The sequence below is a fragment of the Ancylobacter sp. WKF20 genome (assembly GCF_029760895.1).
In the GTDB taxonomy this organism is placed as follows: domain Bacteria; phylum Pseudomonadota; class Alphaproteobacteria; order Rhizobiales; family Xanthobacteraceae; genus Ancylobacter.
This window is the reverse complement of the sequence record NZ_CP121679.1, coordinates 2876714-2901284: the sequence shown is the minus strand read 5'-3', so window position 1 is coordinate 2901284 and position 24571 is coordinate 2876714. Positions and strand designations below refer to the sequence as shown.

Below are 24571 nucleotides of genomic sequence, written 5' to 3'. Positions count from 1 at the left end.
GCCGCCAACGCCGGTGCGGTCGACAAGCGAATAACAGCCGACGAAACGGCCTTCGGGAGGAGGAAGATATGCGCCTTTCCGTGTTGAAGGAAACGGCCGCGACAGAGCCACGGGTTTCGGCGTCTTTGGAGACGGTGAAGCGGTTTGTGGGTCTGGGGGCGGAGGTTGTGGTTGCGTCGGGGGCGGGGCTCGCTTCGGGCGTGAGCGATGCGGAGTTTTCCGGCGCCGGGGCGAGCATTGCGGCGGATAATGCGGCGGCGGTGGCCGGCGCGGATGTCGTGCTGGCGGTGCGCCGGCCGGAGGCGGCGGCGCTCAAGGGCGTGAAGCCCGGCGCGCTGGTGATCGCCATCGCCGACCCCTATGGCAACGAGGCGGCTCTTGCCGAGATCGCGGCGACGGGCGCCAGCCTGTTCGCCATGGAGCTGATGCCGCGCATTACCCGCGCGCAGGTGATGGACGTGCTGTCCTCGCAGGCGAACCTTGCCGGCTACCGCGCGGTGATCGACGCCTCCGCCGAGTTCGGCCGGGCCTTCCCGATGATGATGACGGCGGCCGGCACGGTGCCGGCGGCGCGCGTCTTCGTCATGGGCGCGGGGGTCGCGGGCCTTCAGGCGATCGCCACCGCCCGGCGCCTCGGCGCGGTGGTGTCGGCGACCGATGTGCGCCCGGCGGCGAAGGAACAGGTCGAGTCTCTCGGGGCGAAGTTCATCGCGGTCGAGGACGAGGAGTTCAAGCAGGCCGAGACGGCGGGCGGCTACGCCAAGCAGATGTCGGCGGAGTATCAGGCGAAGCAAGCGGCGCTGACGGCGAGCCACATCGCCAAGCAGGACATCGTCATCACCACGGCGCTGATCCCCGGCCGTCCGGCCCCCAAGCTGGTGTCGGCCGAGATGGTCGCGGCGATGAAGGCGGGCTCGGTGATCGTCGACCTCGCGGTGGAGCGCGGCGGCAATGTGGTCGGCGCGGTGCCGGGCGAAGTCGTGACGACCGACAATGGCGTCAAGATCGTCGGCCATCTCAACGTGCCCGGGCGCCTCGCGGCGACCGCCTCGCAGCTCTACGCCAAGAACCTCTACGCCTTCGTCGAGACGCTGATCGACAAGGGGTCGAAGGCCCTTGCCGTGAAGTGGGACGACGAGCTGGTGAAGGCGACGCTGCTGACCAAGGACGGGGCCATCGTGCACCCGAACTTCAAGCCGGCCGAGGCGGCCGCGAGCGCGGCCTGAGGCCGTCCTTCCGCCGTCATCCCGGAGGGCCGCAGGCCGCGCCGGGATCGTCCGCCCTCCACCACCTTGTCATCCCCGGGCTTGACCCGGGGATCCAGCCGGCCCGACGGGGCGCCGCCGCAGGATGGTGCGCCCGGTCATGGATCCCCGGGTCAAGCCCGGGGATGACGGCCGGAGGGGTGGGGATGGCCGGACAGGGCCGGGTGGAATGGGCGGCCAACACGCCGGACCTTCCAGGCGCTTTGCGCCCATACGACCAACATCCGGGCGGTTGCGCCCGGCACCTTCAGGGGACAGGCCGGTCGCGGCGCGGCAGATGCAGCGACCCGGCGTCGAGGCTTCAGGGGATTAGGACATGGCCAATCCGGTAGCGGGCGATCCGATCGCCCAGAACGCGGTGGAGGGCGCGCGCACCGCCGCGGAAGTGGCGCGGCAGGCGGCGGAGGCGGCGCAGGCCTATGCGGACGCGGCGGCCCAGCATTATGCGGAGATCGCGGGGAACGCGGCGCACGCCTTGTCGGGCGGGGCGATCGACCCCTTCGTGTTCCGCCTCGCCATCTTCGTGCTGGCGGTGTTCGTCGGCTATTACGTGGTGTGGTCGGTGACGCCCGCGCTGCACACGCCGCTGATGAGCGTGACCAACGCCATCTCCTCGGTGATCGTGGTCGGCGCGCTCCTGGCGGTCGGCGTGGACACGGTGGCGGAAGGCACGGGCTGGGCGCGGGGCTTCGGCTTCCTCGGCCTCATTCTGGCGGCGGTGAACATCTTCGGCGGGTTCCTGGTGACCAGCCGCATGCTCGCCATGTACTCGAAGAAGAAGTGAGGGCGCCCCGATGAACGCCAATATCGTCGCGCTGCTCTACCTCGTCTCGGGCGTCCTGTTCATCATGGCGCTGCGCGGGCTCTCCAGCCCCGCCACCTCGCGCCAGGGCAATCTGTTCGGCATGGTCGGCATGACCATCGCCATCCTGACGACGCTCGCGGCCTCGCCGCCGGCGGGTCTGGGCGGCTGGGCGCTGGTGATCGGCGGCCTCGCCATTGGCGGCGGCGCCGGCGCCTATATCGCCAAGAACATCGCCATGACGCAGATGCCGCAGCTGGTCGCGGCCTTCCACTCGCTGGTGGGCCTGGCCGCGGTGATGGTGGCGGCGGCCGCGCTCTACGCGCCGGAAGCCTTCAACATCGGCCTGCCCGGCGAGATCCACGCCCAGGCGCTGATCGAGATGAGCCTCGGCGTCGCCATCGGCGCCATCACCTTTACCGGTTCGGTGATCGCCTTCGCCAAGCTCAACGGCAATATGAGCGGCAAGCCGATCCTGCTGCCGGCGCGCCACTTCATCAACATCGCGCTGGCCGCGCTGATCGTGGTGCTGATCGGCGTGCTCACCGTGACCGAGAGCCACACCGTGTTCTGGCTGATCGTCATCGCCAGCCTGATCTTCGGCGGCCTCCTGATCATCCCGATCGGCGGGGCGGACATGCCGGTCGTCGTCTCGATGCTGAACTCCTACTCCGGCTGGGCGGCGGCGGGCATCGGCTTCACGCTTGGCAACACGGCGCTGATCATCACCGGCGCGCTGGTCGGCTCCTCCGGCGCGATCCTGTCCTACATCATGTGCAAGGGCATGAACCGCAGCTTCGTCTCGGTGATCCTCGGCGGCTTCGGCGGCGACGCCGCGGCAGGCCCGGCGGGCGCGGTCGAGACGCGGCCGGTCAAGCAGGGCTCGGCGGAGGACGCGGCCTTCATCATGAAGAACGCGGCCAAGGTCATCATCGTGCCCGGCTACGGCATGGCGGTCGCGCAGGCGCAGCACGCGCTGCGCGAGATGGCGGACCGGCTGAAGGACGAGGGCGTCGAGGTGAAGTACGCCATCCACCCGGTGGCGGGCCGCATGCCCGGGCACATGAACGTGCTGCTGGCCGAGGCCAACGTGCCCTATGACGAGGTGTTCGAGCTCGAGGACATCAACTCGGAGTTCGCGCAGGCGGATGTGGCCTTCGTCATCGGCGCCAACGACGTGACCAACCCGGCGGCGAAGACCGACCCGACCTCGGCGATCTACGGCATGCCGATCCTGGACGTGGAAAAGGCCAAGACCGTGCTGTTCATCAAGCGCGGCATGGCGGCCGGCTATGCGGGCGTCGAGAACGAGCTGTTCTTCCGCGACAACACCATGATGCTCTTCGCCGACGCCAAGAAGATGGTCGAGGACATCGTCAAGAACCTCGGCCATTGAGGGGTTAGTTAAAAAATCGAAATAACGGCCGGGGGATCTCCTCCGGCCGTTTTTGTTTGTGCTTGGTCTTGCTTAACCGGCTGTCAACCAAGTTCGGCCTAGCTTGCGCCCATGACGCGCGGCGTATCCTGGTTTCTCGTAGCCCCGCTCGTCCTTCTGGGGCTTTCCGGTTGCAAGTTCGGGCTGTTCGATCGGCGCGAACCCTGGCGCTCGGACGCTGAGGAACGGTGCCTGGCGGGGGGCGAGGTCAAGCCCTCCGCCTACATCGTGCCGATGCGCGAGATCGACGGGGCCGGCACTTGCGGCATGGACCACCCCTTCCGGGTGATGGCGCTCAATCAGGGCACGGTCGAGGTGGCGCCCAAGGCGACGCTGGCCTGCCCGATGACATCGGCCGTCGACCGCTGGATGGCCGAGGACATACAGCCCGCCGCCATGGCCTGGTTCGGCCAGCCCGTGGCCAAGGTGAAGCAGATGTCCTCCTATTCCTGCCGCAACATGAATGGCGGGCCGGCGGGCAAGATCTCCGAACATGCCTTCGGCAATGCGCTGGACATTGGCGGCTTCGAACTGGCCGACGGGCGCATCATCCTGGTCAAGACCGGCTGGAAGGGCCGCCCGGACGAGCAGGGTTTTCTGCGCACCGTGCAGGCGACCGGCTGCCGGCGTTTCACCACCACGCTCGGGCCGGGCTACAACATCTATCATTACGACCACATCCATGTGGACCTGATGCGCCGCGCCGGGCGCACCTCGTGCAACCCGAATGTCGCGCCGCCGCGCCCGCCGAATCTGCCGGTGTTCAAGGCGCCGCCCATGGCTCGCCCGCTCGGGCCCATGGTCGATTCCGGCGAAGCCGAGGCGGGGACGCAGGAGGATTTCGGCCCAGGCAGCGCGCCCGCCGCCGCGCAAGGCTCGTCCTATCCGGCCTCGTCCTATCCGGCCGCGTCTTACCCGGGGGCGGCCTATCCCGCTCCCGTGGCCCGCGCGCCGGCAAATGCTGCCCCCGCCAACCTTGCGCCCGGCCCTGCGCGACTGGGCGCGCCAGTCCAGCCCGCCCGCCTGCCGGCCGCGGCGCCGGCGCCGCTCGCCGCGCCGGGCGAGCCGATGCCGCTGACGCCGCAGCCCGGTTCCGGCGGGGCTTACGGGCACGGCGTCGATCCGAATTACCGCGCGCCGACCACGCCGCCGCCCGCCGCGCGTCCGGCGGCGGGTTATCCGAGCCAGCAAGCTTATCCCAGTCAGCAAGCCTATCCCGCTCAGCCGGCCTATCCGCCGCAGGGCTACCCGGCGGGGGGGTATCCCACCGGGGGCTATCCGACGGGGGGCTATCCCGCCCAGCCGGCGCCGTCGGCCTATCCGGCGCAGGGCTACCCGACCCAACCCGCACAAACCTACCCCGCACAGGGCTACCCCGCGCAGGGTTACCCGGCGCAAAGCTACCCCGCGCCTGCGCCAAAACCCGCCGCGGCGCCCAAACCCGCGCCGGGCACGACGCGGCCGCCCGGCGTGCCGCTGCCGCCGGCGGGCATTCCGCTGGCCAAATGGCTGGGGCTCGACACCACGCCGACCGGCTCGACCGGCACGGCCGCATCGAGCAATGTGCGCTCCTTCACCAATGAGCGGCGCTTCGCCAGCCCGATCCCCGGCCCGGAGGGCGAGGGCGGTACGGACTGAGTCCGGCGAAGCGGCGCTCAGTCCAGCAGCGTGTCGAGGCCGCGCCGCACCCCGGTCCAGCCGCTGACCTTGCGCGTGGCGAGCAGCGTGCCGGCGACATAGGGCGCGGCCGAGGAACCGGCATCGTGGCGAATGGTGAGGCGCTCATCCGGCGCGCCGAAGATCGCCTCCACGCCGAGCACGAAGGAGGGCAGGCGCAGTGCGTGCACCCGCACTTCCGTCGCGCCCTCGCCAAAGGCGCCGCCGCGCGTCTCCGGCACGCCGACCACCTCGGAAACCGGGCGGCTGGTGGCCGCCTGCCGCACGCCGGCCAGCGCCTCGGCCAGTTCGCGGCCGGTGCCGGAAGGGGCGTCCGGCTTTCCGGCGGAGGCGTAGTCGATGAGTTCGACATCGGCGACATATTTGGCGGCTTCCAGCGTGAAGCGCTTCAGCAGCGTCGCCGTCACCGAGAAATTGCCGGCGGCGAGCACGCCGCGCCCGCGCGCGCTGGCTTCCGTGTCGAGTTCGGCATAATCGGCCGCGCCGAGGCCCGACGTGCCGATGACGACATGCAGCCCGCTTTTCAGCGCGGCGAGCGCATGCGCCTTCACCACATTGGGCTTGGTGTAGTCGATCAGCACATCGGCCGGGGTGGCGAGCGCCTCCTCGATGCGGGCGAAGACCGGCACGCCGGAGGGCTTGCCGTCCAGCGCGACGCCGAGATCGGTGCCGGCATGGTTGCGCGAGATGGCGGCCACGAGTTCGAGATCGGCAGCCTTGGTGATGGCGGGCACGAGGGCGCGGCCGACCCAGCCGGTGGCGCCTGCGAGAATGATGCGGATCATGCGATGTCCCCTTGGTTGCCGGAAGGCATAGCAAAGCCGGCGCCGCCCGGCCATGTGCCGGAAGGGCAGGGCTTGAAGCCCTTGCGGGGGAGAATGGGTGCCAGCCGGCCTGTAAGCCGGGTTCTGTAAGGCGGGATTGCTCCCGCGCGACGGCCATTCCTCTGGGACGCCAGTTGCCTGGCGCCTCGAGCAGTCAACCCGGGCGGCTGTCCGAAGACGGGACCTGAGGCGAACCTCGCGCCACCCCTATACGACTTTGCTCCCGGTGGGGTTTGCCCTGCCGCCTCCGTTGCCGGACGCGCGGTGCGCTCTTACCGCACCGTTTCACCCTTGCCGCGGGCGAACCCGTGGCGGTCTGATTTCTGTGGCACTTTCCCTGGGGTCGCCCCCGCCGGACGTTATCCGGCACCGTGTCTCCGTGGAGCCCGGACTTTCCTCGGCATCTTGCGATGACGCGGCCGTCCGGCCGGCTGGCGGGGCAGCAATGGGGGAGGCGGCGGGCGCCGTCAAGGGCGCGGCGGCGTCTCTCCCGTGGCAGGCGGCGCGCCTTTCGCCCGCCATTCGGTCGGGCTGAGGCCGGTGAGGCGGCGAAATTCGCGGTTGAAGTTGGATTTGGTGCGGAAGCCGGCATCCAGCATGGCCTGCGTCACCGGGGCGCCGGTGGCGAGGTCGGCGCAGGCCGCCTCGACGCGGACCGCATTGACGAACTGGCTGACATTGTGCCCCTCGGCCCGGTTCACCGCCGCCGACAGCGCCTTGGCCGGCACGCCGAGCCGGCGGGCGAGACGGGCCAGCGTAAGGTCCGGGTCGGCGGCGAGCTTCTGGGCGGTCAGCACCGCGCGCGCCCGGGCGACCAGCGCGCGGTCAGCCTCCAGCGTCGCGGCATCGGCGGCGGGCGTTTCCGGCCTGGCGTCGTCCTCGGCCGCCTCGCCCTGGGGCTCGTCGCCGGCGCGCTCCAGTCCGGCGAGGCCCAGCGCCAGCATGAGCAGCGAGGAGGTCAGGCTGACAATGGCGCCGCGCCAGGCCATGGCACCGGCGAGATCGGCCAGCGTAATGGCGAGGTCGCTGAGCGCCGAGCCGATCAGCAAGAGCGCCAGCAGACGCCAGGCGGTGAGCGAGGGGCCGCCGCTCTCCAGCCGGATGCGCGGCAGCGCATCCTCGCCGCCGCGCAAGGCGAGCAGCATCACCCCGCCATAGGCGAGGAAGACGAGGACGATCACCGCGTCGAGCGTCGCCGGCGCGAAGGCAAGGCAGAAGGCGGTGAACACCGGCCCGCCGAGATGCACCCAGTCCCGCGCCGGATCGATCGGCCGCACCGCGCTGGCGAGAAACGCGAGATAGGCGGCGGCCGGCACCAGCGTCGCCGTCACCGGCTGGACCGGGCGCAGCGCCTCGATGCCGTAATGCTGCGTGCCGGCGACGATGAGCGACTGCATCGCCGCGAGCCCCACCAGCGCGCGCTGCCAGCCATTGCCCTCGCCGCGCAGCACGAGCCGCAGCAGCAGATACAGCAGCAGCGCCGCGGCGAAGACCGAAACGGGGAAGGCGGGCATGGCGGCGAGGGCGGCGTCGGGCATGGCGGGCTCGGTGGCGGGGGAGTGGGCAGGCCGGGTGAGGGGAGGGAGCGACCTCTGCCCTCCTCTTCCGTCCTCAAGCCGGTTCCTGTCGACCTCTATCCGGTTTCAGGTCTCGCCGCGGGGCGATTTTCGCTGCTGTGGGCCCCGGCATCCCGCCACGGAGACCTCCCCATGACCACGCCCATGACCACGCCCACTGCCCATCCTCGCGCCGGCCATTCCTTGCCGCACCGCCCGCGCCTTGCCCCCGGCTTGCCGGTCCTCGCGCTTGCCCTGCTTCTCGCGCCGATCTCCGGCCTTCCGGCGGCGGCGCAGGAGGCGGGTTCCGTTGCGAGCCCCGCCGCGCCGATCCCCGGCCATGAGCGGATCGACATCCCCGCGCCGCTGCGCGGGGCGCCGCTCAAGGCCTCGGTCTGGTACCCGACGCAGGGGCGCACCTACCGTGCGCCGGTCGGCGACAATGCCATCTTCATCGGCGCGCCGGCCTATATGGGCGCGCCCTATCCGGCCGGAAAGCTGCCTTTGGTGCTGATCTCGCACGGGTCGGGCGGCAATATCGACGGCCTGTCCTGGCTGGCCAACGGGCTGACCGCGCAGGGCTTCATCGTCGCCGGCGTCAATCATCCCGGCAGCACCTCGGGCGACAGTTCACCCCGCCGCAGCGTGCGGCACTGGGAGCGGGCGCAGGATGTGCGGGCGTTGCTCGACGGCCTGCTCGCCGAGCCGGAGCTCGGCCCGCATATCGACACCAGCCGCATCTCGGTGCTCGGCTTCTCGCTTGGCGGGGTGACGGCGATGACGCTGGCGGGCGCCCGGCCAGACCGCGACGCCTTCGCCCGTTACTGCGCCGTGCCGGCCGAGGGCAAGAAGGACTGTCTGTTCTTCTCCAAGGGCGGCGTCGCCTTTAACGAGCTGCCGAAGGAGCCGTTCGAGCAGGATCTGCGCGATCCCCGCCTCTCAAAGGTGGTGGCGGTCGATCCGGCCATGGCCAAGGTCTACACGCCCGAGAGCCTCAAGGGCATCACCGTGCCGGTCGAGGTGATCAGCCTCGGCGATCCCGTCTGGGAGGCGGTAGAGGTCGGCCCGACCGGCGGCAACTTCGCCGCGCGGATCCCGCATTTCGTGCATGAGACCATCGCGCCGGCCGACCATTACAGCTTCCTGGCGCTGTGCAAGCCGGCGGCGCCGGAACTGCTCAAGGCCGAGGGCGAGGACCCGATCTGCGCCGATCCGGTGGGGGCGGACCGCGCCGAGGTGCATCGGCAGGTGATCGAGCGGGCCGGGCGTTTCCTCAGCGCGGCGGCGCCGGGCAACTGATCACGCGCGGGGCGGGCGGCGCTACGCACAACCTGTCGTCCGCCCGCCCTGCACGCGAAGCTCGCAGGATGTCCGCCCGGATTAATTGGCCGCCATGATGGTGCGGGCCTTGCCGCAATAGGCCCGCGCGGCGGAGGACATGCGGGTGGCGCCATGGCCGCCCTGGTAGCGCATGACCGTGCCGCAGGTATCGCCACCCGCCAGCCGATAGGCGCCGGCCAGGTAGCGCATGCCGAACTTGATATTGGTGGCGGGCTCGTAGAGCGCGGCCCGCGTGCCGGTGTAGCCGACGCCGCGCGCGGTCTGGTGCTTGATCTGCATGAGCCCGACCTCACCGGCGCGTCCCGTCGTCCGCACGTTCCAGTTGCTCTCGATGCGCACCACGGCGCGGGCCAGCGCGACGGGAATGCCGTTCGCCTTCGCCTCGCGGTCGACCAGTGCGACCAGTCTATCCGCTCCCGTCACAGATGTTTCCGAATGTAGGCTCTCAAGCGAGGACGAACGATCGTTGTTCGACTTGGCATGAGCGAAAGTTGCGCCGCCCAGGCTGATGAAGGAAGCCATGAGCGAAGCACAGACGAGACGCGAGATCAGCATTACCGGGTTTTTGCCTTTTCAGGATGATGACGAGGCCGGCGAAAAGCCCCGACAATCTGACCCGAATGAGGCTCGGCCAGCCCATGTCTCGCCCTAGACATGAACGGTCCGCTAAGAGTCGCGGTGCGTGCGCACCTATTGCGGCGCAACCTGGGCGTTTAGGGCCTTTCGTTGCGGGCACGGCTCCTCGGGCGCAACTTCCTGTCGCGCATTGCCGCCCATTCAGTCATGGCGAAATTTCAGGCGTCGCTCGCGCCGGTTTCGGGGCGGGACATGCAGAGCCGGTACAGCGTCTGCAGCGTCGAGACATCGGCGATGCCGTCGACCCGCGAGCGGCGGAAATGCCGCTGGAAGGCCCGCACCACCGCTTCCGTCTGCTCGCAATAGGTGCCGCTCACCGGCACCTCATAGCCATAGAGCGCCAGCATCGCCTGCAGCGCCTCGATCGGCTGGCCGTGCTCGCCGCGCATGAAGAAGCGCCCATCGACGGGCGGCGTCTCCTCCACCAGATGACCGACGCCGAAGCGGTGCAGCACCTCCCACGGGAATTTTTCGCCGGGATCATTCTTGCGCGCCGGGGCGACGTCGGAATGGGCGAGCACCCGGTCGGGCGGGATGGGGTGGCGGGTGAGGATATCCTTGCACAGCGCCGTCACCGCCTCGATCTGGATGGCGGGGAAGGGCGGGTAGCCGAAATCATGGCCGGGATTGGCGATCTCGATGCCGATGGAGCGCGAATTGATGTCGCGCGCCCCGCCCCAGCTGCTCACCCCGGCATGCCAGGCCCGCCGCGCCTCCGGCACGAGCTGAGCGATGCGGCCATCCTCGAACACGACATAGTGAGCCGAGACCTGCCGCTCGGGGCTGCGCAGCCAGTCCACCGCCTGCGCGGTCGATTCCATGCCGGTGTAGTGCAGCAGCAGGATGTCCGGCCGCGCCAAGCCTACTCCCGCGCCCACGCGCTCGCCATGGTTCGGCGAGGGCAGCACCTCGGCGGCAAGCGGGGAATCGGCGGGGAAGGTGGCGGCAGCGTCGGTCATGACGCGAGCTAAGCGCGCGGCGCGCCCGATTCAACAGATTCTTAAGGTTCATGGAGCGTTAATCGGCAATCCCCGGTCACGGCGGGAATCACCCTGGGCAATGGCGCCCTGGGAGGTCTCCGCCAAGGCCGTTCCATTGACGCCCATCATAGCCCATGGTATCCCAAATCATCCCGTTGCAGTTCCATGTCAGCCCGGCCGGCGGTGCCCTCAAGACGCCCGTCGCGAGGCTGTGTGCGACTGCCGGGTGGTGTGCGCAGGCGTGGACTGGCGCGGGAGTTTCCGGAGCCGATGGATCGTTTCGTATCGACCTATCCGATGCGGCTCGATTCCAAGGGCCGGATGTCGATCCCCGCGCCCTTCCGGGCGCTGATCGCGCGCGACGGGCTGGAGCATGTCTATTGCCATCCCGCGCTCGACCTGCCGGCCCTTCAGGCCGGCGGCGGGCGGCTGATGGCGGGGATCGACAGTCTGATCGAGCGCTATCCGCCCTATTCGGAGGCCCGCGAGGAGCTGGCCACGGCGCTCTATGGATCGATCGAGACGCTGCGTCTCGATCCGGAGGGCCGGGTGGTGCTGAGCGAGACCTTGAAGACGCACGCGCAGATCGCGACCGAGGCCGTGCTGGTCGGTCTCGGCGATTCGTTTCGAATCTGGGAGCCCAGCCGCTTCCGGGCGCATCTGGCCGAGGCCAAGGCGAAGGTGCGCGCGCTGAAGGAAGAGCTGGGGTCTCAGGGGGCGGCGCGTGTCACACGCGCCGAGGGGGCATGATGGCGGGTCGCGGCGGTTCGGAGACGGACGCTGCCGGCGGACCGGCCCGCCATCTGCCGGTCCTGCTCGCGGAAGTCGTCACCCATCTCGCGCCTGAGGATGGCGGCGTCTATGTCGACGGCACCTTTGGCGCCGGCGGCTACACCCGCGCCATTCTCGCCGCCGCCGATTGCCGCGTCATCGCCATCGACCGCGACCCGACCGCCATTGCCGGCGGGCAGGCCATGGTCGAGGCGAGCGCCGGCCGGCTCACCCTGGTGCATGAGCGTTTCAGCGAGCTGGAAGAGGTGGCCGAACGGCTGGATCTCACCGGCCGGATCGACGGCGTGGTGCTCGATATCGGCGTCTCCTCCATGCAGATCGACGAGGGCGAGCGCGGCTTTTCCTTCCGCCGCGACGGGCCGCTCGACATGCGCATGTCGAAGGAGGGGCCCTCGGCCGCCGATCTCGTGGCGACGCTTTCCGAGACCGATCTCGCCAATCTCATCTACCGCTTCGGCGAGGAGCGCCATTCGCGCGCCGTCGCCCGCGCCATCCTTGCCGCGCGGCAGGTCGAGCCGATCACCCGCACGCTGCAACTCGCCGACATCGTCGCCAAGGTGGTGTGGGCCAAGCCCCATGAGCCGCACCCGGCGACGCGCACCTTCCAGGCGCTGCGCATCGCGGTGAATGACGAGCTGGGCGAACTCGCCCGTGCGCTCACCGCCGCCGAGCGGGTGCTGAAGCCCGGTGGGCGGCTGGTGGTCGTCACCTTCCACTCGCTGGAAGACCGCATCGTGAAGACCTTCCTCGCCAACCGGGCCAAGGCCAATGCCGGCTCGCGCCACCTGCCGCTCGCGGTGAGCGCGCCGACCAGCTTCCGGCTGGTGGCGCGCGGCGCGGTGGAGGCGGGCGAGGCGGAGCTGGCGGTGAATCCGCGCGCGCGCTCCGCCAAGCTGCGGGCTGGCGAGCGCACCGAGGCGCCCGCCCATGCGCCGGGCGATCTCGCCTCGCTCCTGCCGCCCACCCCGGACGCCAAAAGCCGCCGCTGAGGTCGAGACATGTTCCGCGTACTCAATGCCGTCTCGCTCATCGCCCTGCTCGCCGCGGCCGGCGCGGTCTATCACGTCAAATATTCGGCCGCGTCCGAGGCGCAGAAGATCGCCCAGCTGCGCGACGAGATCCGTGCCGAGCGCGACCGCATCGCGTTGCTCAACGCCGAATGGGCCCGCCGCACCGCGCCCGACCGCATTCAGGCGCTGGCCGAGAACCATCTCGACATGCGCCCGCTCGATGTCGATCACATGGACCGCCTCGCCAGCCTGCCGGCCAAGCCCGAGCAGAACACCGATGCGCTGGGCGGCATGATCGAGGCGCTGGTGGACGGCCCCAATCCCAACCCGGCCCCGCCGGCGGCCAAGACCCCGGCGCCCGGCGCGGCGCGCACCAAGCCGACCCCGGTCGCCCGCCTGCCGGATGATGCGCCGCTGCCCGAACCGACCGGCAACGGCCAGCCGCTGCCGCTCTCGGCCATGCCGGCCGCCGGCAATATGGCGCCGTCGCGGCCCGGCTTTGCCGGACCGCAGGGCTCGCTTGCCGGTTCGCTCAATCCCGCCGCGGCGCGTCCGCTCCTGCCGCCCGCCGCGGTCGGCCAGTAGTTCCCGGAGGTTGCCCTGATGGCTGCGTTCCTCTCCTCCCTGTCCGCTCGCCTCAAGGCGCTGCCGAGGGCTGTGCTGCGGCTGCCGGCGACGCTGTTGCGCGGTCTGATCGCCACCGCCCGCATGGCCGCCGGCCGTGGCCGGCCCGAGCCGCACGCCGTGGCGCGCGCCCGCATCATCCTGTGCATGCTGGTGTTTTCCGGCGTCTATCTCGGCATTGCCGGCCGCCTCGCCATGTTCGCCTCGGCGCCCGAGGGCACGCTGGCGCGGCGCGGCGTCGCCTCCGACGCGGTGGCCTCGGCCCGGCCGGATGTGCTCGACCGCAACGGTCTCGTGCTCGCCACTGACGTGAAATCCTCCTCGCTGTTCGGCGAGCCGCGCCGGCTGATCGACGTCGACGAGGCGGTGGAGGCGCTCACCGCCGTGCTGCCGGACATCAACGCCGATGAACTCCGCCAGCGGCTGGCCTCCAATCGCGGCTTCGTCTGGCTGAAGCGCGAGATCACCCCGCAGCAGCAGCGCGAGATTCACAATCTCGGCCTGCCCGGTATCGGCTTCATGACCGAGAACCGCCGCGTCTATCCCGGCGGCACGCTGGGCGCGCATGTGCTCGGCTCGACCAATATCGACAATCAGGGCATTGCCGGCGTCGAGAAGTGGATCGACACGCGCGGCCTTGCCGACCTGCACCTCGCCGGCTTCGCCTCCGACCGCCAGCAGGAGCCGGTCGAACTCGCCATGGACCTGCGCGTCCAGCATGTGCTGCGCGACGAGCTGTCCACCGCCAAGGAGAAGTTCAAGGCCATCGCCGCCGCCGGCACGGTGGTGGATGTGCGCACCGGCGAGATCATCGCCATGGTGTCGCTGCCCGATTTCGACGCCAACGACCCCGCCCGCTCGCTCGATCCGAAGAACCTGAACCGCCTGACCACCGGCGTGTTCGAGATGGGCTCGACCTTCAAGGCGCTGACCTTCGCCATGGCGCTGGACAGCGGGCGCTTCAACGTCAACTCGACGCTGGACGCGCGCGGCGCGCTGCAGTTCGGCAAGTTCCGCATCAATGACTATCACGCGGAAAACCGCGTGCTGACGCTGCCGGAAGTCTTCCTCGTCTCGTCCAATATTGGCACGGCGAAGATGGCGCTGGCGCTCGGCGTCGACGCGCACAAGGCGTTCCTCAAGAAGGCCGGCCAGCTCGACCGGCTGCGCACCGAGCTGCCGGAAAGCGCCGCGCCGATCGTGCCCAAGCGGTGGGGCGAGCTGAACACCGCCACCATTTCCTTCGGCCACGGCCTTGCGGTCGCGCCGCTCCAGGCGGTGATGGCGGTGAACGCCATGGTCAATGGCGGCATGCTGATCCCGCCGACCTTCCTCAAGCGCACGCCCGAAGAGGCGCAGGCGCTCGGCACCCGCATCATCAAGCCCGAGACCAGCGCCAAGATGCGCTACCTGCTGCGGCTCAACGCGGAGAAGGGTTCGGCCAAGAAGGTGAACGTGCCCGGCATGTTCGCCGGCGGCAAGACCGGCACGGCGGAGAAAGTCATCAATGGCCGCTACTCCAAGACCAAGCTGCTGACCACCTTCACCGGCGTGTTCCCGATGGACGACCCGCACTATCTCGTCCTCGTCATGCTCGACGAACCGCAGGCGGTGGAAGGCACCTATGGCTTCGCCACCTCCGGCTGGAACGCGGCGCCGACCACCGGCAAGATCATTTCCCGCATCGGCCCGATGCTCGGCATCATGCCGCGCACCGACGTGCCGACGGCGGAAAGCCTGCTGACCAACTACACGCTGGCGCAGGCCCAGTAGCGGCACCGCCGATTTCCGCAGCGTCAGCGCGCGCGGAATCGGCTATGCCGGACAAGGCTGGACAACAGGACGACGGGAATGCCCGACCGGATCCGCCCCACCGCCGACTGCGCGCGCCGCCTCACCCTGGGTGAGCTGATCGGCGACGACGCCGATTACAGCGCCGCCAACCACGCGCTCGATGTCGCCGAGCCGGTGCTCGACAGCCGCACGGCGCGCGCCGGCGACGTGTTCTTCGCGCTCGCCGGAGCCAAGACCGACGGTATGGCCTATGCGCGTGACGCGGTGGCGCGCGGCGCCGTCGCGGTGGTCGGCGAGAGCGAGGCGCCGGGGCTCGATCCGGCGATTTCCTATGTCCGCGTCGGCAACGCCCGCCGCGCGGTGGCGCTGGCGGCGGCGCGGGCTTTCCCCAAGCAACCCGCCACCATCGTCGCGGTCACCGGCACGTCGGGGAAAACATCCGTCGCCGCCTTCACCCGTCAGATCTGGGCGCGGCTTGGCCATGCCAGCGCGAGTCTGGGCACGCTCGGCGTCGTCGCGCCCTCCGGCGCGGTCTATGGGTCGCTGACGACGCCCGACCCCATCGCCCTGCATCGCACGCTCCACCAGCTGGCGCAGGAGGGCGTGACGCATCTGTGCCTTGAGGCCTCCTCGCACGGGCTCGACCAGCACCGGCTGGACGGCGTGCGCCTCACTGCCGGGGCCTTCACCAATCTGTCGCGCGACCATCTCGATTATCACCCGAGCATGGAGGCCTATCTCGAGGCCAAGATGCGGCTGTTCCGGGCGCTCCTCCCGCGCGGCGGCGGGGCGGCGATCTGGGTCGATACCACCGAGGGAAGCCATGTCGCGCAGGTGGCCGCCGAGCATGAGCTGAACGTGCTCGGCATCGGCAATGCCGGGGCCGGCATCACCCTGCTGGCGCGGCAGGATGAGGGGCTCGGCCAGCGTCTCGACATCGAAATGGAGGGCGAGCGCCGCACGCTGAAGCTGCCGCTGGTCGGCGCCTTCCAGGCCTCCAACGCGCTGATCGCCGCCGGCCTCGTCTTGCTCACCGGCGGTCCGCGCGCGGCGACATTGGACGCGCTGGAGACGCTAGAGGGCGTTCCCGGCCGGCTGGAACTGGTCGGCACGCATAAGGGCGCCGGTGTCTTCGTCGATTACGCCCACAAGCCCGACGCGCTCGCCAACGCGCTCGACGCGCTGCGCCCCTACGCCACCGGCCGGCTTATCGTCGTGTTCGGCTGCGGTGGTGACCGCGACACGGGCAAGCGCCCGCTGATGGGCGCCATTGCGGCTGAGAAGGCGGATGTGGCCATTGTCACCGATGACAATCCGCGCAGCGAGGACCCCGCCAGCATCCGCGCCGCCGTGCTCGCCGCCGCCCCCGGCGCCCGCGAGATCGGCGACCGGGCGGAGGCGATCCGTGCCGCCATCGCCATGGCCGGGACGGGGGATGTCGTGCTGATCGCCGGCAAGGGTCACGAAACCGGCCAAATCATCGGCGACCGCGTGCTGCCCTTCTCCGACCGCGACGTCGCGGCGGGATTCATCGAGGAGTGATCGCCATGGCCGCCTCCGAGCCGCTCTGGACGCCGCAGGCGCTGGCCGATGCCACCGGCGGCACGCTGGCGGGCGCCGCGGGCCCGGCGATCGGTGGCGTGTCCATCGACACCCGCACGCTCCAGCCGGGCGACGTGTTCTTCGCCATTCGCGGTGACAATAGCGACGGCCATGCCTATGTCGGCAAGGCCGCCGATGCCAGGGCGAGCCTCTGCGTCGTCGAGCGCGCCCGCGTCGCCGAGATGCCCGAGGGCGCGGCGCTGCTGGCGGTGGACGATGTGCTCGGCGCGCTGGAAGCGGCCGGTCGCGCGGCACGCGCGCGCAGCGCCGCCCGCATCGTCGGCGTCACCGGCTCGGTCGGCAAGACCACGACCAAGGAGGCGCTGCTGCTCGCCCTCGGAGCGGACGGGCCGACCCATGCCTCGGCGGCCTCCTACAATAATCACTGGGGCGTGCCGCTCTCACTGGCGCGCCTGCCGGCGGGCAGCGCCTATGGCGTGTTCGAGCTCGGCATGAACCATGCCGGCGAGATCACCCCGCTCACCCGGATGGTGCGCCCGCATGTGGCGGTCATCACCACCATCGAGCCGGTGCATATCGCCCAGTTCCCGAGCATCGAGGCCATCGCCGACGCCAAGGCGGAGATCTTCCTCGGCGTCGAGCCAGGCGGGGCGGTGGTGCTCAACCGCGACAACCCGCATTTCGACCGGCTGGCGGCGGCGGCACAGGCAGCCGGCATCGCCACCATCATCGGCTTCGGCGAATCGGCGGATGCGCAGGCGCGCCTCGTCTCCCACGCGCTCCAGCCGCATGGCTCGACCGCCACTGCCGATATTCTCGGCGAGACCGTCAGCTTCAAGGTGGGCCTGCCCGGCCGGCACATCATCCAGAACATGCTGGCGGTGCTGGCGGCGGCCAAGCTCGCCGGCGCCGATCTCGCGCTCGCCGCCATGGCGCTCGCCAGTTTCGGCCCGCCGCCGGGGCGCGGCGTGCGCACGCGGCTCGCCGTCAAGGGTGGGCTCGCGACGTTGATCGACGAGAGCTACAACGCCAATCCCGCCTCGATGCGCGCCGCGCTCGCCGTGCTCGCCGGCATGCCGGTGAGCGGACGCGGGCGGCGCATCGCCGTGCTCGGCGACATGCTGGAGCTCGGCCCGCAGGGCGAGGCGATGCATGCCGAACTCGCGCCCGCCACCGCCGGGATCGACCTCGTCTTCTGCGCCGGACCGCTGATGCGCTCCCTGTGGGAGGCGTTGCCAGACAACCGCCGCGGCGCCTGGGCGCCGGACGCCGCCGCGCTCCTGCCGCAGGTCGCCGAGCGGCTGCGCGCCGACGATGTGGTCACGGTCAAGGGTTCCAATGGCAGCCGCATGGGCGTGCTCGCCCGGGCGCTGGCCGAGCGTTTCAAGCCGAGCGCGGAGCTGCTGGCAGCGGATACGCCGGAATGAGCGGTGTCCGGGTGTTGGGAGGCGCGGGTGATGCCGCGCTTCCCGTCGCGGGCCCTCTTGCACTTTCTGCCGGCAGCGGGCATGGCCCCGCCCGCTGGCGCGCCGTGACCACGCCGTGCCGGCCCGCGTCCCTTTCGGAAGGTTGATACCCGATGCTGCAATGGCTGGCCCAGTTCCAGGAGAGCCTCCCGGCTCTGAACGTCTTTCGCTACATCACCTTCCGCACCGGCGGGGCGATCATCACCGCGCTGCTCTTCGTCTTCATGTTCGGCCCGGCGATCATCGCGCTGCTGCGTTTGAAGCAGGGCAAGGGCCAGCCGATCCGCACCGATGGGCCGCAGTCGCACCTGCTCACCAAGAAGGGCACGCCCACCATGGGCGGGCTGATGATCTTCTCCGGGCTGATGGTCGCGACCGTGCTCTGGGGCAACCTGTCCAACCCCTATGTCTGGGTGGTGCTGTTCGTCACGCTCGGCTTCGGGCTGATCGGCTTCTATGACGACTATCTCAAGGTCACCAAGCAGACCCATAACGGCCTCTCCGGCAAGGCGCGCCTCGCCATTGAGGGCCTGATCGGCGGCATCGCCGCGGTGGTCATCATGCATATCGGCCGCGAGCCGCTCTCCTCCTCGCTGGCCTTCCCGTTCTTCAAGGATCTGCTGGTCGATCTGAGCTGGTTCTTCGTGGTGTTCGGCGCCTTCGTCATCGTCGCCGCCGGCAATGCGGTGAACCTGACGGACGGGCTCGACGGCCTCGCCATCGTTCCCGTCATGGTGGCGGCGGGCAGCTTCGGGCTGATCTCCTATCTGTCGGGCAACGTGCTGTTCGCTGATTATCTGCAGATCCACTATGTCGCCGGCGTCGGCGAACTGGCGGTGATCTGCGGGGCCTTGATCGGGGCCGGCATCGGCTTCCTGTGGTTCAACGCCCCGCCGGCGCAGATCTTCATGGGCGACACCGGCTCGCTGGCGCTGGGCGGCCTCCTCGGCACAATCGCGGTCGCCACCAAGCATGAGATCGTGCTGGCGGTGATTGGCGGGCTGTTCGTGCTGGAAGCGGTGTCGGTGATCGTGCAGGTGGCGTCGTTCAAGCTCACCGGCAAGCGCGTATTCAAGATGGCGCCGATCCACCATCACTTCGAGCAGAAGGGCTGGACCGAGCCGCAGATCGTCATCCGCTTCTGGATCATCGCCGTCGTTCTGGCGCTGATCGGCCTCTCCACGCTGAAGCTGCGCTGAGAAGAGCCACAAGCCGGCGCGCGATCCCGGCTCGCCCTCCGCTGACGCTCCGAGCGTCCGGGACACGGGCGTCCATTCGTCATCCCGGCCCCTCGGGTCTTGCCTTCGGCAAGCCCAAGGGCAGGCTCCGCGAAGCCGGAGAGCCGGGATCGCTGGCCGATGGGGCTCATCGAGCGCCATCATCACCCCCCCGCACACCGTCATGGCCGGACTTGATCCGGCCATCCACGACTTCCCACCGCCGCGCCCGGCCCGAGTCGTGGATCCCCGGGCCAAGCCCGGGGATGACGGCGTTCTGGGAGGGAGGCCGCGTGAACGAGCCGGCACGCGATCCCGGATCGGCCTTTGGCCGTCCGGGATGACGGAAAGAGGGTCGGCGACGAGCAGGGGCGGCGATCAAGAGAGCGCCTAGGAAAATAAACCTAGACACACACCCCAATCTCCGTCATCCTACCCGCACCTGTCCTCACCGAGGGGTGCGTCCGGAGCGGCCGGCGTGGGGGATGGGGGCGGTGGCGGCGTCGGCGGGAGTAACGCACCCGGTGGCGTCGCGGCCCAAGTCGGGTGTTCCCGTGCGGCGTAGCGCCGTTCACGGGCGGGATGCTACGCGCCTTCAAGCGCGTGGGCGCCGCCTTCAGTGGAGGATAGCAAGTCTGACTCCTCCAGGGGCCTCCCGAAGCAAGCCACAAAACACCGCGTGCGGGGCGCCGGGAGCGGCGCGTCGGTTGGCTGAGTGAAGGCTTGCACCACCTTTTAAAACAAAGGTGCAGGCGGCCGCCGTTGGCGTCCGCCCCGGTGCCCCGCGCGCCCTTCTTTGGGCAGTCGGCGCCTGACGCAGAGCCCCGGCCGCGACAGCGGCGCGGGGGTTTTGGTGCGGGCGGGACGGTGGGGCGGTTTTGGTGCGGGTGCGTTTGCGGGACCGACTGGCGGCACGCGATCCCGGCTCGGCCTTCGGCGGTCCGGGATGACGCTGTAGAGGGGCCGTCATCCCGGTCCCATCCCGTCGTCATCCCGGCCGGAGGCGAAGCCGGAGAGCCGGGATCGCGGGCCGCGCTCATCACCCCCGCGCACCGTCATGGCCGGGCTTGGCCCGGCCATCCACGACTTCCTCGTTGCGCCGGCAGAAGTCGTGGATCCCCGGGCTGATCCCCGGATCAAGTCCGGGGACGGGGATGACGGCGTTCTGGGAGGGAGGCCGCGTCAACGAGCGCGCGCGATCCCGGATCGGCCTCCGGCCGTCCGGGATGACGTCACATGAAGGAGGCGTCCGGGATGACGTAATGAGGGGAGGGCGACGTGTCCCCCGATGGGCGCGGGCTCAGCTGGGCAGCGCCAGCACCTTCTTCACATTATTGGCGTGCACCTCCTCATAGGGCGCGAAATAGCTGAGGTGGCCTGCCGCAATGTCCTCGGCGATGAAGGTGCTGAGATCCTGATCGGCGAAGGACATGACCGAGCGGGTGCGCAGCAGCTTCTGCACATAGCGGATCGTCGCGTCGATCAGCGAGGGGCCGTAGCCGCCGGCCGCGATCACCTCCGGCGCGCCGTGATTGGGCAGGATGCGCTGATAGCCCCAGCCGCGGATGCGCTTCAGCTCCTCGACATGAACGGGCAGGCGCTCGGGCTCGGCGACATAGGTGATCGGCTCTTCCAGCGTGTCGCCGGCGAGCATGATGAACTCGTCCGGCAGCAGCAGGATCAGCCCGTCATGGCTGTGGATCTCCGCCGGCTCCAAGAGCACGCGCAGGCTGCCGACCGATAGCTCGGTCGGCCCGGTGATGATGCGGTTGGGCATGACCAGCGGGCGGATCGGCGGGTTGCCGCTCTCCAGCGCCGCGCGGTGGGCGGTGAGCGCCGCCTCGGTACGGTCCAGCGCGATGATCTCGCAATCGGCGAACACCTCATTGCCCGCCACATGGTCGTCGTGCCAGTGGCTGAGCACGACGCGGATCGAGGTCACGCCCTCGCGCTCCAGCGCCTCCCGCATCAGCCGGGCATGGGTGAGCGAGATGTGGGTGTCGTAGAGCAGCGCCTCGCTGCCCTCGATGATGGCATAGACGCACACGCCGAGCGCATAGGCCCCGTCATCGAGCCAGTTCGGCCCGGCGGCATGGGCGCGGGCGCCGGCGATGCGCCCGTCATAAAAGGCGAGGATGTTGGGGTGCGGACGCAGCACCTTTAGCGTGGAGCCGAGCGGCAGAAGGGCAGGGGAGGGGGCAGGCGGAGAGGCGGGCTTGCTCATCGTCATCCTTTGCGTCGCCGGCAGGCGCGCGATCATTTCATCAGCCGGGGAAATGCGCTAGCGAGGTGTCGCGTCCCGATGGCGCGCGTCAGCCGAGGTTGTCCCATGATTCCCGTGACTTCGTTCAAAGACCGTGCCGTGGCGCTGTTCGGCCTCGGCGGCTCGGGCCTCGCTACCGCCCGCGCGCTGATCGCTGGTGGGGCGCGGGTGACGGCCTTTGACGATTCGCCCGCCTCGGTGGAGAAGGCGGCGGCGGAGGGCATCCCGACCGGCGACCTGCGGGCGCTGGACTGGAGCGACATCGCCGCGCTGGTGCTGGCGCCCGGCGTGCCGCTGACCCATCCCGAACCGCATTGGAGCGTGAGGCTGGCGCAAGGCGCGGGCGTCGAGGTCATCGGCGACATCGAGCTGTTCTGCCGTGAGCGGCGCCTTGGCCTGCGCCGCGCGCCCTTCGCGGCGATCACCGGCACCAATGGCAAGTCGACCACCACGGCGCTGCTGGCGCATCTGATGAAGGTCGGCGGGCGCGACGTGCAGATCGGCGGCAATTTCGGCCCGGCCATCCTCGGTCTGGAGCCGCCCAAGCAGGGGCGGGTCTATGTGATCGAGTGCTCCTCCTACCAGATCGACCTCGCCCCCAGCCTCGACCCGGCGGTCGGCATCCTGCTCAACCTCTCGCCGGACCATCTCGACCGGCACGGCACGATGGAGCACTACGCCGCCGTCAAAGAGCGGCTGGTGGCGCAGGTGGAGGCCGGCGGCACGGCGGTGATCGGCGTCGATGACCCGTGGTGCCGCGCCTTCGCCGACCGCGTGGCGGCGAGCGGCAAGGGTCTGGTGCGCCTCTCCGTGCTGGAAAAGCTGGAGGACGGCATCTATCTCGACGGCACCGATCTGGTGGTGGCGGAAGGCGGGCGCACCGTGTTCACCCTGCCGCTCGCCGGCATCGGCTCGCTGCGCGGCAGCCACAACGCGCAGAACGCCGCCGCCGCCTTCGCCAGCGCCCGCGCGCTTGGCCTCGCCCCCGAGGTGATCGCGGTCGGCATCAAGAGCTTTCCCGGTCTCGCGCACCGCATGGAGCAGGTGCGCACCATCGGCAACGTTCTGTTCGTCAACGATTCCAAGGCGACCAATGCGGATGCGGCCGAGCGCGCGCTGGTGTCCTTCGACAACATTTACTGGATCGCCGGCGGCAAGCCGAAGGAGGGCGGCATCGCCCCGCTCGCCCCGCTGTTTCCCCGCGTGAAGAAGGCTTATCTCATCGGCGTCGCGGCGGAGGATTTCGCGGCGACCCTGGGGGACGGCGTTCCCCATGAGATGAGTGGCACGCTCGAGGTCGCGGTGGCGAGCGCCGCGCGGGATGCCGCGAGCGCCGGGCTCGACCACGCGGTGGTGCTGCTCTCGCCGGCCTGCGCCAGCTTCGACCAGTTCCGCAATTTCGAGGTGCGGGGCGACGCCTTCCGCGCCCTCGTCGCGGCGCTCTGAGTGCGTCGAAGGTCGGGGATGAAAGGCCGCGCGCTGCGTCAAGCGCGGGTTGACGTTCGTGTGATGCCCTGAAAACATGCATGCCTGTCTCTGCGGCATTTCTGCCGGAGGGGTTGGGGACACAGGGCGACGGACTCGGGTGGCGCGGGGGCGCCGACGGGACGCCTGCCCCTTGAAGGGGATCAGCGTCATGAGCATTCCTTCGGCCGAAAGCGCGCCCGCCGCGGGCTCCGCCGGCGTCAGCTACACCACCGTCGACGGCGCCTATTTCGAGGCGCGCGGACTGAAGCGCTATGCGGGCGTCGCCTCGCTCTGGGCGCTTGGCGTCGGCGCGGTCATCTCCGGCCATTTCTCCGGCTGGAATCTGGGCCTCGCCACCGGCGGCTGGGGCGGGCTGTTCATCGCCGCCATCATCATCGCCATCATGTATCTCGGCCTCACCCTCTCCATCGCCGAGATGAGCTCCGCCCTGCCGCACACCGGCGCGGCCTATTCCTTCGCCCGCACCGCCATGGGGCCGTGGGGCGGCTTCATCACCGGCCTGTGCGAGAATGTCGAGTATGTCGTCACTCCCGCCGTGGTGGTGTTCTTCATCGGCTCCTATCTCGGCTCGATCTTCGGCACGCCACCGGAGTTCCAGCCGGTCTACTGGGTGTTCGGTTACATCGTCTTCGTTGGGCTGAACGTCGTCGGCGTCGAGCTGTCCTTCAAGGTCACGCTGGTAGTGACACTGGCCGCGCTCGCCTGCCTCGTCGCCTTCTGGGTCAGCGCGCTGCCCAATATCGACTTCACCCGCTGGGCGCTGAACATCTCCGCTGAGGGCACCGAGCTGCCGGATGGCGGCGGGCCGTTCCTGCCCTTCGGCATCTACGGCATCCTTGCCTCGCTGCCCTTCGCGGTGTGGCTGTTCCTCGCCATCGAGCAACTCCCGCTCGCGGCGGAAGAATCGGTCGACCCCAAGCGCGACCTGCCGCGCGGCATCATCCTCGGCATCACCACGCTCATCGTCTCGGCCTTCATGATCCTGTGGCTGAACGCTTCGGTCGCCAATGGCGCCTTCGCCCTCGGCAAGTCGGGCGAGCCGCTGCTGGACGGCTTCCGCGCCATCTATGGCGACGGTCTCGCCAAGGTGCTGGCCTGCGTCGCGGTGATCGGCCTCATCGCCTCGTTCCACACCATCATCTACGCGCAGGGCCGGCAGATCTATTCGCTCTCGCGCGCTGGCTACTTCCCGCGCTGGATGTCGATCACCCATGGCACCCGCAAGACCCCGCACCTCGCCATGCTGGTGGGCGCGGTGGTGGCGCTCGGGCTGATGCTGGTGATCTGGTTCAGCGTCGGCGCCGAGCAGGGCGCGAGCGTCATCGGCGGCACGCTGCTCAACATGGCGGTGTTCGGCGCCATGCTGTCATATGTGATGCAGGCGCTGTCCTTCATCCTGTTGCGCAAGAACGCCGCCCATATCGAGCGGCCCTATCGCAGCCCGTTCGGCGTCGTCGGCGCCGGGCTGACCATCGCCATCGCCATCGTCACGCTGTTCTTCCAGCTTTCCGATCCCGTTTACCGGGCCGGCGTGATCGGCGTGGTGATCTGGTTCGCCATCGGCATCGTCTATTTCGCCATTGCCGGGCGCCACAAGCTGGTGCTCTCGCCGGAGGAGGAGTTCGCCCTCTCCAAGGGCACCACCGAGTACAAGTCCTACTGACCGCCGGCTGACATTTCCGGCCATGCGCCACCGCTCACCCCGTCCGGCTTCCGCCGGGCGGGGTTTTGCGTTCCGGGCGATGCGGCGGGGATAAGCCGCTCGGCGCCGCGTCATTAAGCCGGCGTCAACCTTAATCGTTCGATAGTCCGGGAAGCGTTTCTCCGGAGTAGAGCTA

The 24571-nt window shown here is 69.7% G+C and carries 19 protein-coding genes and 1 other RNA gene; 14 read left to right on the top strand and 6 right to left on the bottom strand.

What is annotated here, in order from left to right:
• Positions 1 to 68: 68 nt before the first annotated feature.
• The 4 genes from AncyloWKF20_RS13425 to AncyloWKF20_RS13410 all read left to right on the top strand — a co-directional run bounded on the left by AncyloWKF20_RS13425 (position 69) and on the right by AncyloWKF20_RS13410 (position 5140).
• Positions 69 to 1226: a Re/Si-specific NAD(P)(+) transhydrogenase subunit alpha gene (locus AncyloWKF20_RS13425; RefSeq protein ID WP_279314530.1), complete on the top strand. Its 1158-nt coding sequence runs from the start codon at positions 69 to 71 to the stop codon at positions 1224 to 1226.
• A 355-nt stretch (positions 1227 to 1581) separates the two neighbouring features.
• On the top strand, positions 1582 to 2049 hold the full coding sequence (locus tag AncyloWKF20_RS13420) for a proton-translocating transhydrogenase family protein (protein ID WP_279314529.1): 468 nt from the start codon (positions 1582 to 1584) through the stop codon (positions 2047 to 2049).
• A 10-nt stretch (positions 2050 to 2059) separates the two neighbouring features.
• Positions 2060 to 3463, top strand: coding sequence for an NAD(P)(+) transhydrogenase (Re/Si-specific) subunit beta (locus tag AncyloWKF20_RS13415; RefSeq protein WP_279314528.1), 1404 nt, complete (start codon positions 2060 to 2062; stop codon positions 3461 to 3463).
• 111 nt (positions 3464 to 3574) lie between these two features.
• A complete protein-coding gene (locus AncyloWKF20_RS13410) occupies positions 3575 to 5140 on the top strand; it encodes an extensin family protein (protein ID WP_279314527.1) in 1566 nt (521 codons plus the stop codon).
• A gap of 17 nt (positions 5141 to 5157) precedes the next feature.
• On the opposite strand, the gene dapB is transcribed toward AncyloWKF20_RS13410, so the two are convergent.
• The 3 genes from dapB to AncyloWKF20_RS13395 form a co-directional block, all read right to left on the bottom strand.
• Entirely contained in the window at positions 5158 to 5964 is an 807-nt protein-coding gene (gene dapB / locus AncyloWKF20_RS13405) for a 4-hydroxy-tetrahydrodipicolinate reductase (protein WP_279314526.1), read from the bottom strand.
• Positions 5965 to 6060: 96 nt separating this feature from the next.
• Positions 6061 to 6438: RNase P RNA component class A (gene rnpB / locus AncyloWKF20_RS13400), an RNA gene on the bottom strand.
• 32 nt (positions 6439 to 6470) lie between these two features.
• Entirely contained in the window at positions 6471 to 7541 is a 1071-nt protein-coding gene (locus AncyloWKF20_RS13395; protein WP_279314525.1) for a helix-turn-helix domain-containing protein, read from the bottom strand.
• A 171-nt stretch (positions 7542 to 7712) separates the two neighbouring features.
• On the opposite strand from AncyloWKF20_RS13395, the gene AncyloWKF20_RS13390 reads away from it, so the two are divergent.
• Positions 7713 to 8858 (top strand): alpha/beta hydrolase, encoded by a 1146-nt coding sequence (locus tag AncyloWKF20_RS13390; protein WP_279314524.1) that lies wholly within the window; start codon positions 7713 to 7715, stop codon positions 8856 to 8858.
• 81 nt (positions 8859 to 8939) lie between these two features.
• Here the strand turns inward: AncyloWKF20_RS13390 and AncyloWKF20_RS13385 are convergent, their stop codons facing one another.
• Positions 8940 to 9323: a transglycosylase SLT domain-containing protein gene (locus AncyloWKF20_RS13385; protein WP_279314523.1), complete on the bottom strand. Its 384-nt coding sequence runs from the start codon at positions 9321 to 9323 to the stop codon at positions 8940 to 8942.
• 371 nt (positions 9324 to 9694) lie between these two features.
• On the bottom strand, positions 9695 to 10495 hold the full coding sequence (locus AncyloWKF20_RS13380; RefSeq protein ID WP_279314522.1) for an N-acetylmuramoyl-L-alanine amidase: 801 nt from the start codon (positions 10493 to 10495) through the stop codon (positions 9695 to 9697).
• A 291-nt stretch (positions 10496 to 10786) separates the two neighbouring features.
• Here AncyloWKF20_RS13380 and AncyloWKF20_RS13375 point away from each other — a divergent pair, with 291 nt between their 5' ends.
• The 7 genes from AncyloWKF20_RS13375 to mraY all read left to right on the top strand — a co-directional run bounded on the left by AncyloWKF20_RS13375 (position 10787) and on the right by mraY (position 18964).
• The gene (locus AncyloWKF20_RS13375) at positions 10787 to 11266 is read left to right on the top strand and encodes a division/cell wall cluster transcriptional repressor MraZ (protein ID WP_267584955.1); all 480 of its coding nucleotides are present in this window, start codon (positions 10787 to 10789) and stop codon (positions 11264 to 11266) included.
• A complete protein-coding gene (rsmH, locus tag AncyloWKF20_RS13370) occupies positions 11263 to 12297 on the top strand; it encodes a 16S rRNA (cytosine(1402)-N(4))-methyltransferase RsmH (RefSeq protein WP_279314521.1) in 1035 nt (344 codons plus the stop codon). Before AncyloWKF20_RS13375 ends, rsmH begins: the two co-directional genes overlap by 4 nt.
• A 9-nt stretch (positions 12298 to 12306) precedes the next feature.
• Positions 12307 to 12903 carry a hypothetical protein gene (locus tag AncyloWKF20_RS13365; RefSeq protein WP_279314520.1) on the top strand — a complete coding sequence of 199 codons (597 nt, stop codon included), beginning with the start codon at positions 12307 to 12309 and terminating at the stop codon, positions 12901 to 12903.
• Between the two features lie 123 nt (positions 12904 to 13026).
• Positions 13027 to 14715, top strand: coding sequence for a penicillin-binding protein 2 (locus tag AncyloWKF20_RS13360; protein WP_279317971.1), 1689 nt, complete (start codon positions 13027 to 13029; stop codon positions 14713 to 14715).
• A gap of 78 nt (positions 14716 to 14793) precedes the next feature.
• Entirely contained in the window at positions 14794 to 16278 is a 1485-nt protein-coding gene (locus AncyloWKF20_RS13355; RefSeq protein ID WP_279314519.1) for a UDP-N-acetylmuramoyl-L-alanyl-D-glutamate--2,6-diaminopimelate ligase, read from the top strand.
• A gap of 5 nt (positions 16279 to 16283) precedes the next feature.
• Positions 16284 to 17726 (top strand): UDP-N-acetylmuramoylalanyl-D-glutamyl-2,6-diaminopimelate--D-alanyl-D-alanine ligase, encoded by a 1443-nt coding sequence (locus tag AncyloWKF20_RS13350; RefSeq protein ID WP_279314517.1) that lies wholly within the window; start codon positions 16284 to 16286, stop codon positions 17724 to 17726.
• 152 nt (positions 17727 to 17878) lie between these two features.
• Positions 17879 to 18964, top strand: a complete 1086-nt coding sequence (gene mraY / locus AncyloWKF20_RS13345; RefSeq protein ID WP_267584960.1) for a phospho-N-acetylmuramoyl-pentapeptide-transferase — start codon at positions 17879 to 17881, stop codon at positions 18962 to 18964.
• Positions 18965 to 20282: 1318 nt separating this feature from the next.
• Here mraY and AncyloWKF20_RS13340 read toward each other — a convergent pair.
• Positions 20283 to 21206 carry an MBL fold metallo-hydrolase gene (locus AncyloWKF20_RS13340; RefSeq protein WP_279314516.1) on the bottom strand — a complete coding sequence of 308 codons (924 nt, stop codon included), beginning with the start codon at positions 21204 to 21206 and terminating at the stop codon, positions 20283 to 20285.
• A 105-nt stretch (positions 21207 to 21311) separates the two neighbouring features.
• On the opposite strand from AncyloWKF20_RS13340, the gene murD reads away from it, so the two are divergent.
• On the top strand, positions 21312 to 22691 hold the full coding sequence (murD, locus tag AncyloWKF20_RS13335) for a UDP-N-acetylmuramoyl-L-alanine--D-glutamate ligase (protein WP_279314515.1): 1380 nt from the start codon (positions 21312 to 21314) through the stop codon (positions 22689 to 22691).
• A gap of 190 nt (positions 22692 to 22881) precedes the next feature.
• On the top strand, positions 22882 to 24396 hold the full coding sequence (locus AncyloWKF20_RS13330; RefSeq protein ID WP_279314514.1) for an amino acid permease: 1515 nt from the start codon (positions 22882 to 22884) through the stop codon (positions 24394 to 24396).
• Positions 24397 to 24571 lie beyond the last annotated feature (175 nt).

Bases quoted from the DNA above. Each gene is read 5' to 3' on its own strand.
- AncyloWKF20_RS13420 (WP_279314529.1), top strand. From the start codon at position 1,582: ATGGCCAATCCGGTAGCGGGCGATCCGATCGCCCAGAACGCGGTGGAG.
- dapB (WP_279314526.1), bottom strand. From the start codon at position 5,964: ATGATCCGCATCATTCTCGCAGGCGCCACCGGCTGGGTCGGCCGCGCC.
- murD (WP_279314515.1), top strand. From the start codon at position 21,312: ATGATTCCCGTGACTTCGTTCAAAGACCGTGCCGTGGCGCTGTTCGGC.
- AncyloWKF20_RS13425 (WP_279314530.1), top strand. From the start codon at position 69: ATGCGCCTTTCCGTGTTGAAGGAAACGGCCGCGACAGAGCCACGGGTT.
- AncyloWKF20_RS13410 (WP_279314527.1), top strand. From the start codon at position 3,575: ATGACGCGCGGCGTATCCTGGTTTCTCGTAGCCCCGCTCGTCCTTCTG.
- AncyloWKF20_RS13395 (WP_279314525.1), bottom strand. From the start codon at position 7,541: ATGCCCGACGCCGCCCTCGCCGCCATGCCCGCCTTCCCCGTTTCGGTC.
- AncyloWKF20_RS13340 (WP_279314516.1), bottom strand. From the start codon at position 21,206: ATGAGCAAGCCCGCCTCTCCGCCTGCCCCCTCCCCTGCCCTTCTGCCG.
- AncyloWKF20_RS13375 (WP_267584955.1), top strand. From the start codon at position 10,787: ATGGATCGTTTCGTATCGACCTATCCGATGCGGCTCGATTCCAAGGGC.
- AncyloWKF20_RS13380 (WP_279314522.1), bottom strand. From the start codon at position 10,495: ATGACCGACGCTGCCGCCACCTTCCCCGCCGATTCCCCGCTTGCCGCC.
- AncyloWKF20_RS13415 (WP_279314528.1), top strand. From the start codon at position 2,060: ATGAACGCCAATATCGTCGCGCTGCTCTACCTCGTCTCGGGCGTCCTG.
- AncyloWKF20_RS13355 (WP_279314519.1), top strand. From the start codon at position 14,794: ATGCCCGACCGGATCCGCCCCACCGCCGACTGCGCGCGCCGCCTCACC.
- AncyloWKF20_RS13360 (WP_279317971.1), top strand. From the start codon at position 13,027: ATGGCCGCCGGCCGTGGCCGGCCCGAGCCGCACGCCGTGGCGCGCGCC.
- rsmH (WP_279314521.1), top strand. From the start codon at position 11,263: ATGATGGCGGGTCGCGGCGGTTCGGAGACGGACGCTGCCGGCGGACCG.
- AncyloWKF20_RS13330 (WP_279314514.1), top strand. From the start codon at position 22,882: ATGAGCATTCCTTCGGCCGAAAGCGCGCCCGCCGCGGGCTCCGCCGGC.
- AncyloWKF20_RS13365 (WP_279314520.1), top strand. From the start codon at position 12,307: ATGTTCCGCGTACTCAATGCCGTCTCGCTCATCGCCCTGCTCGCCGCG.
- AncyloWKF20_RS13390 (WP_279314524.1), top strand. From the start codon at position 7,713: ATGACCACGCCCATGACCACGCCCACTGCCCATCCTCGCGCCGGCCAT.
- AncyloWKF20_RS13350 (WP_279314517.1), top strand. From the start codon at position 16,284: ATGGCCGCCTCCGAGCCGCTCTGGACGCCGCAGGCGCTGGCCGATGCC.
- mraY (WP_267584960.1), top strand. From the start codon at position 17,879: ATGCTGCAATGGCTGGCCCAGTTCCAGGAGAGCCTCCCGGCTCTGAAC.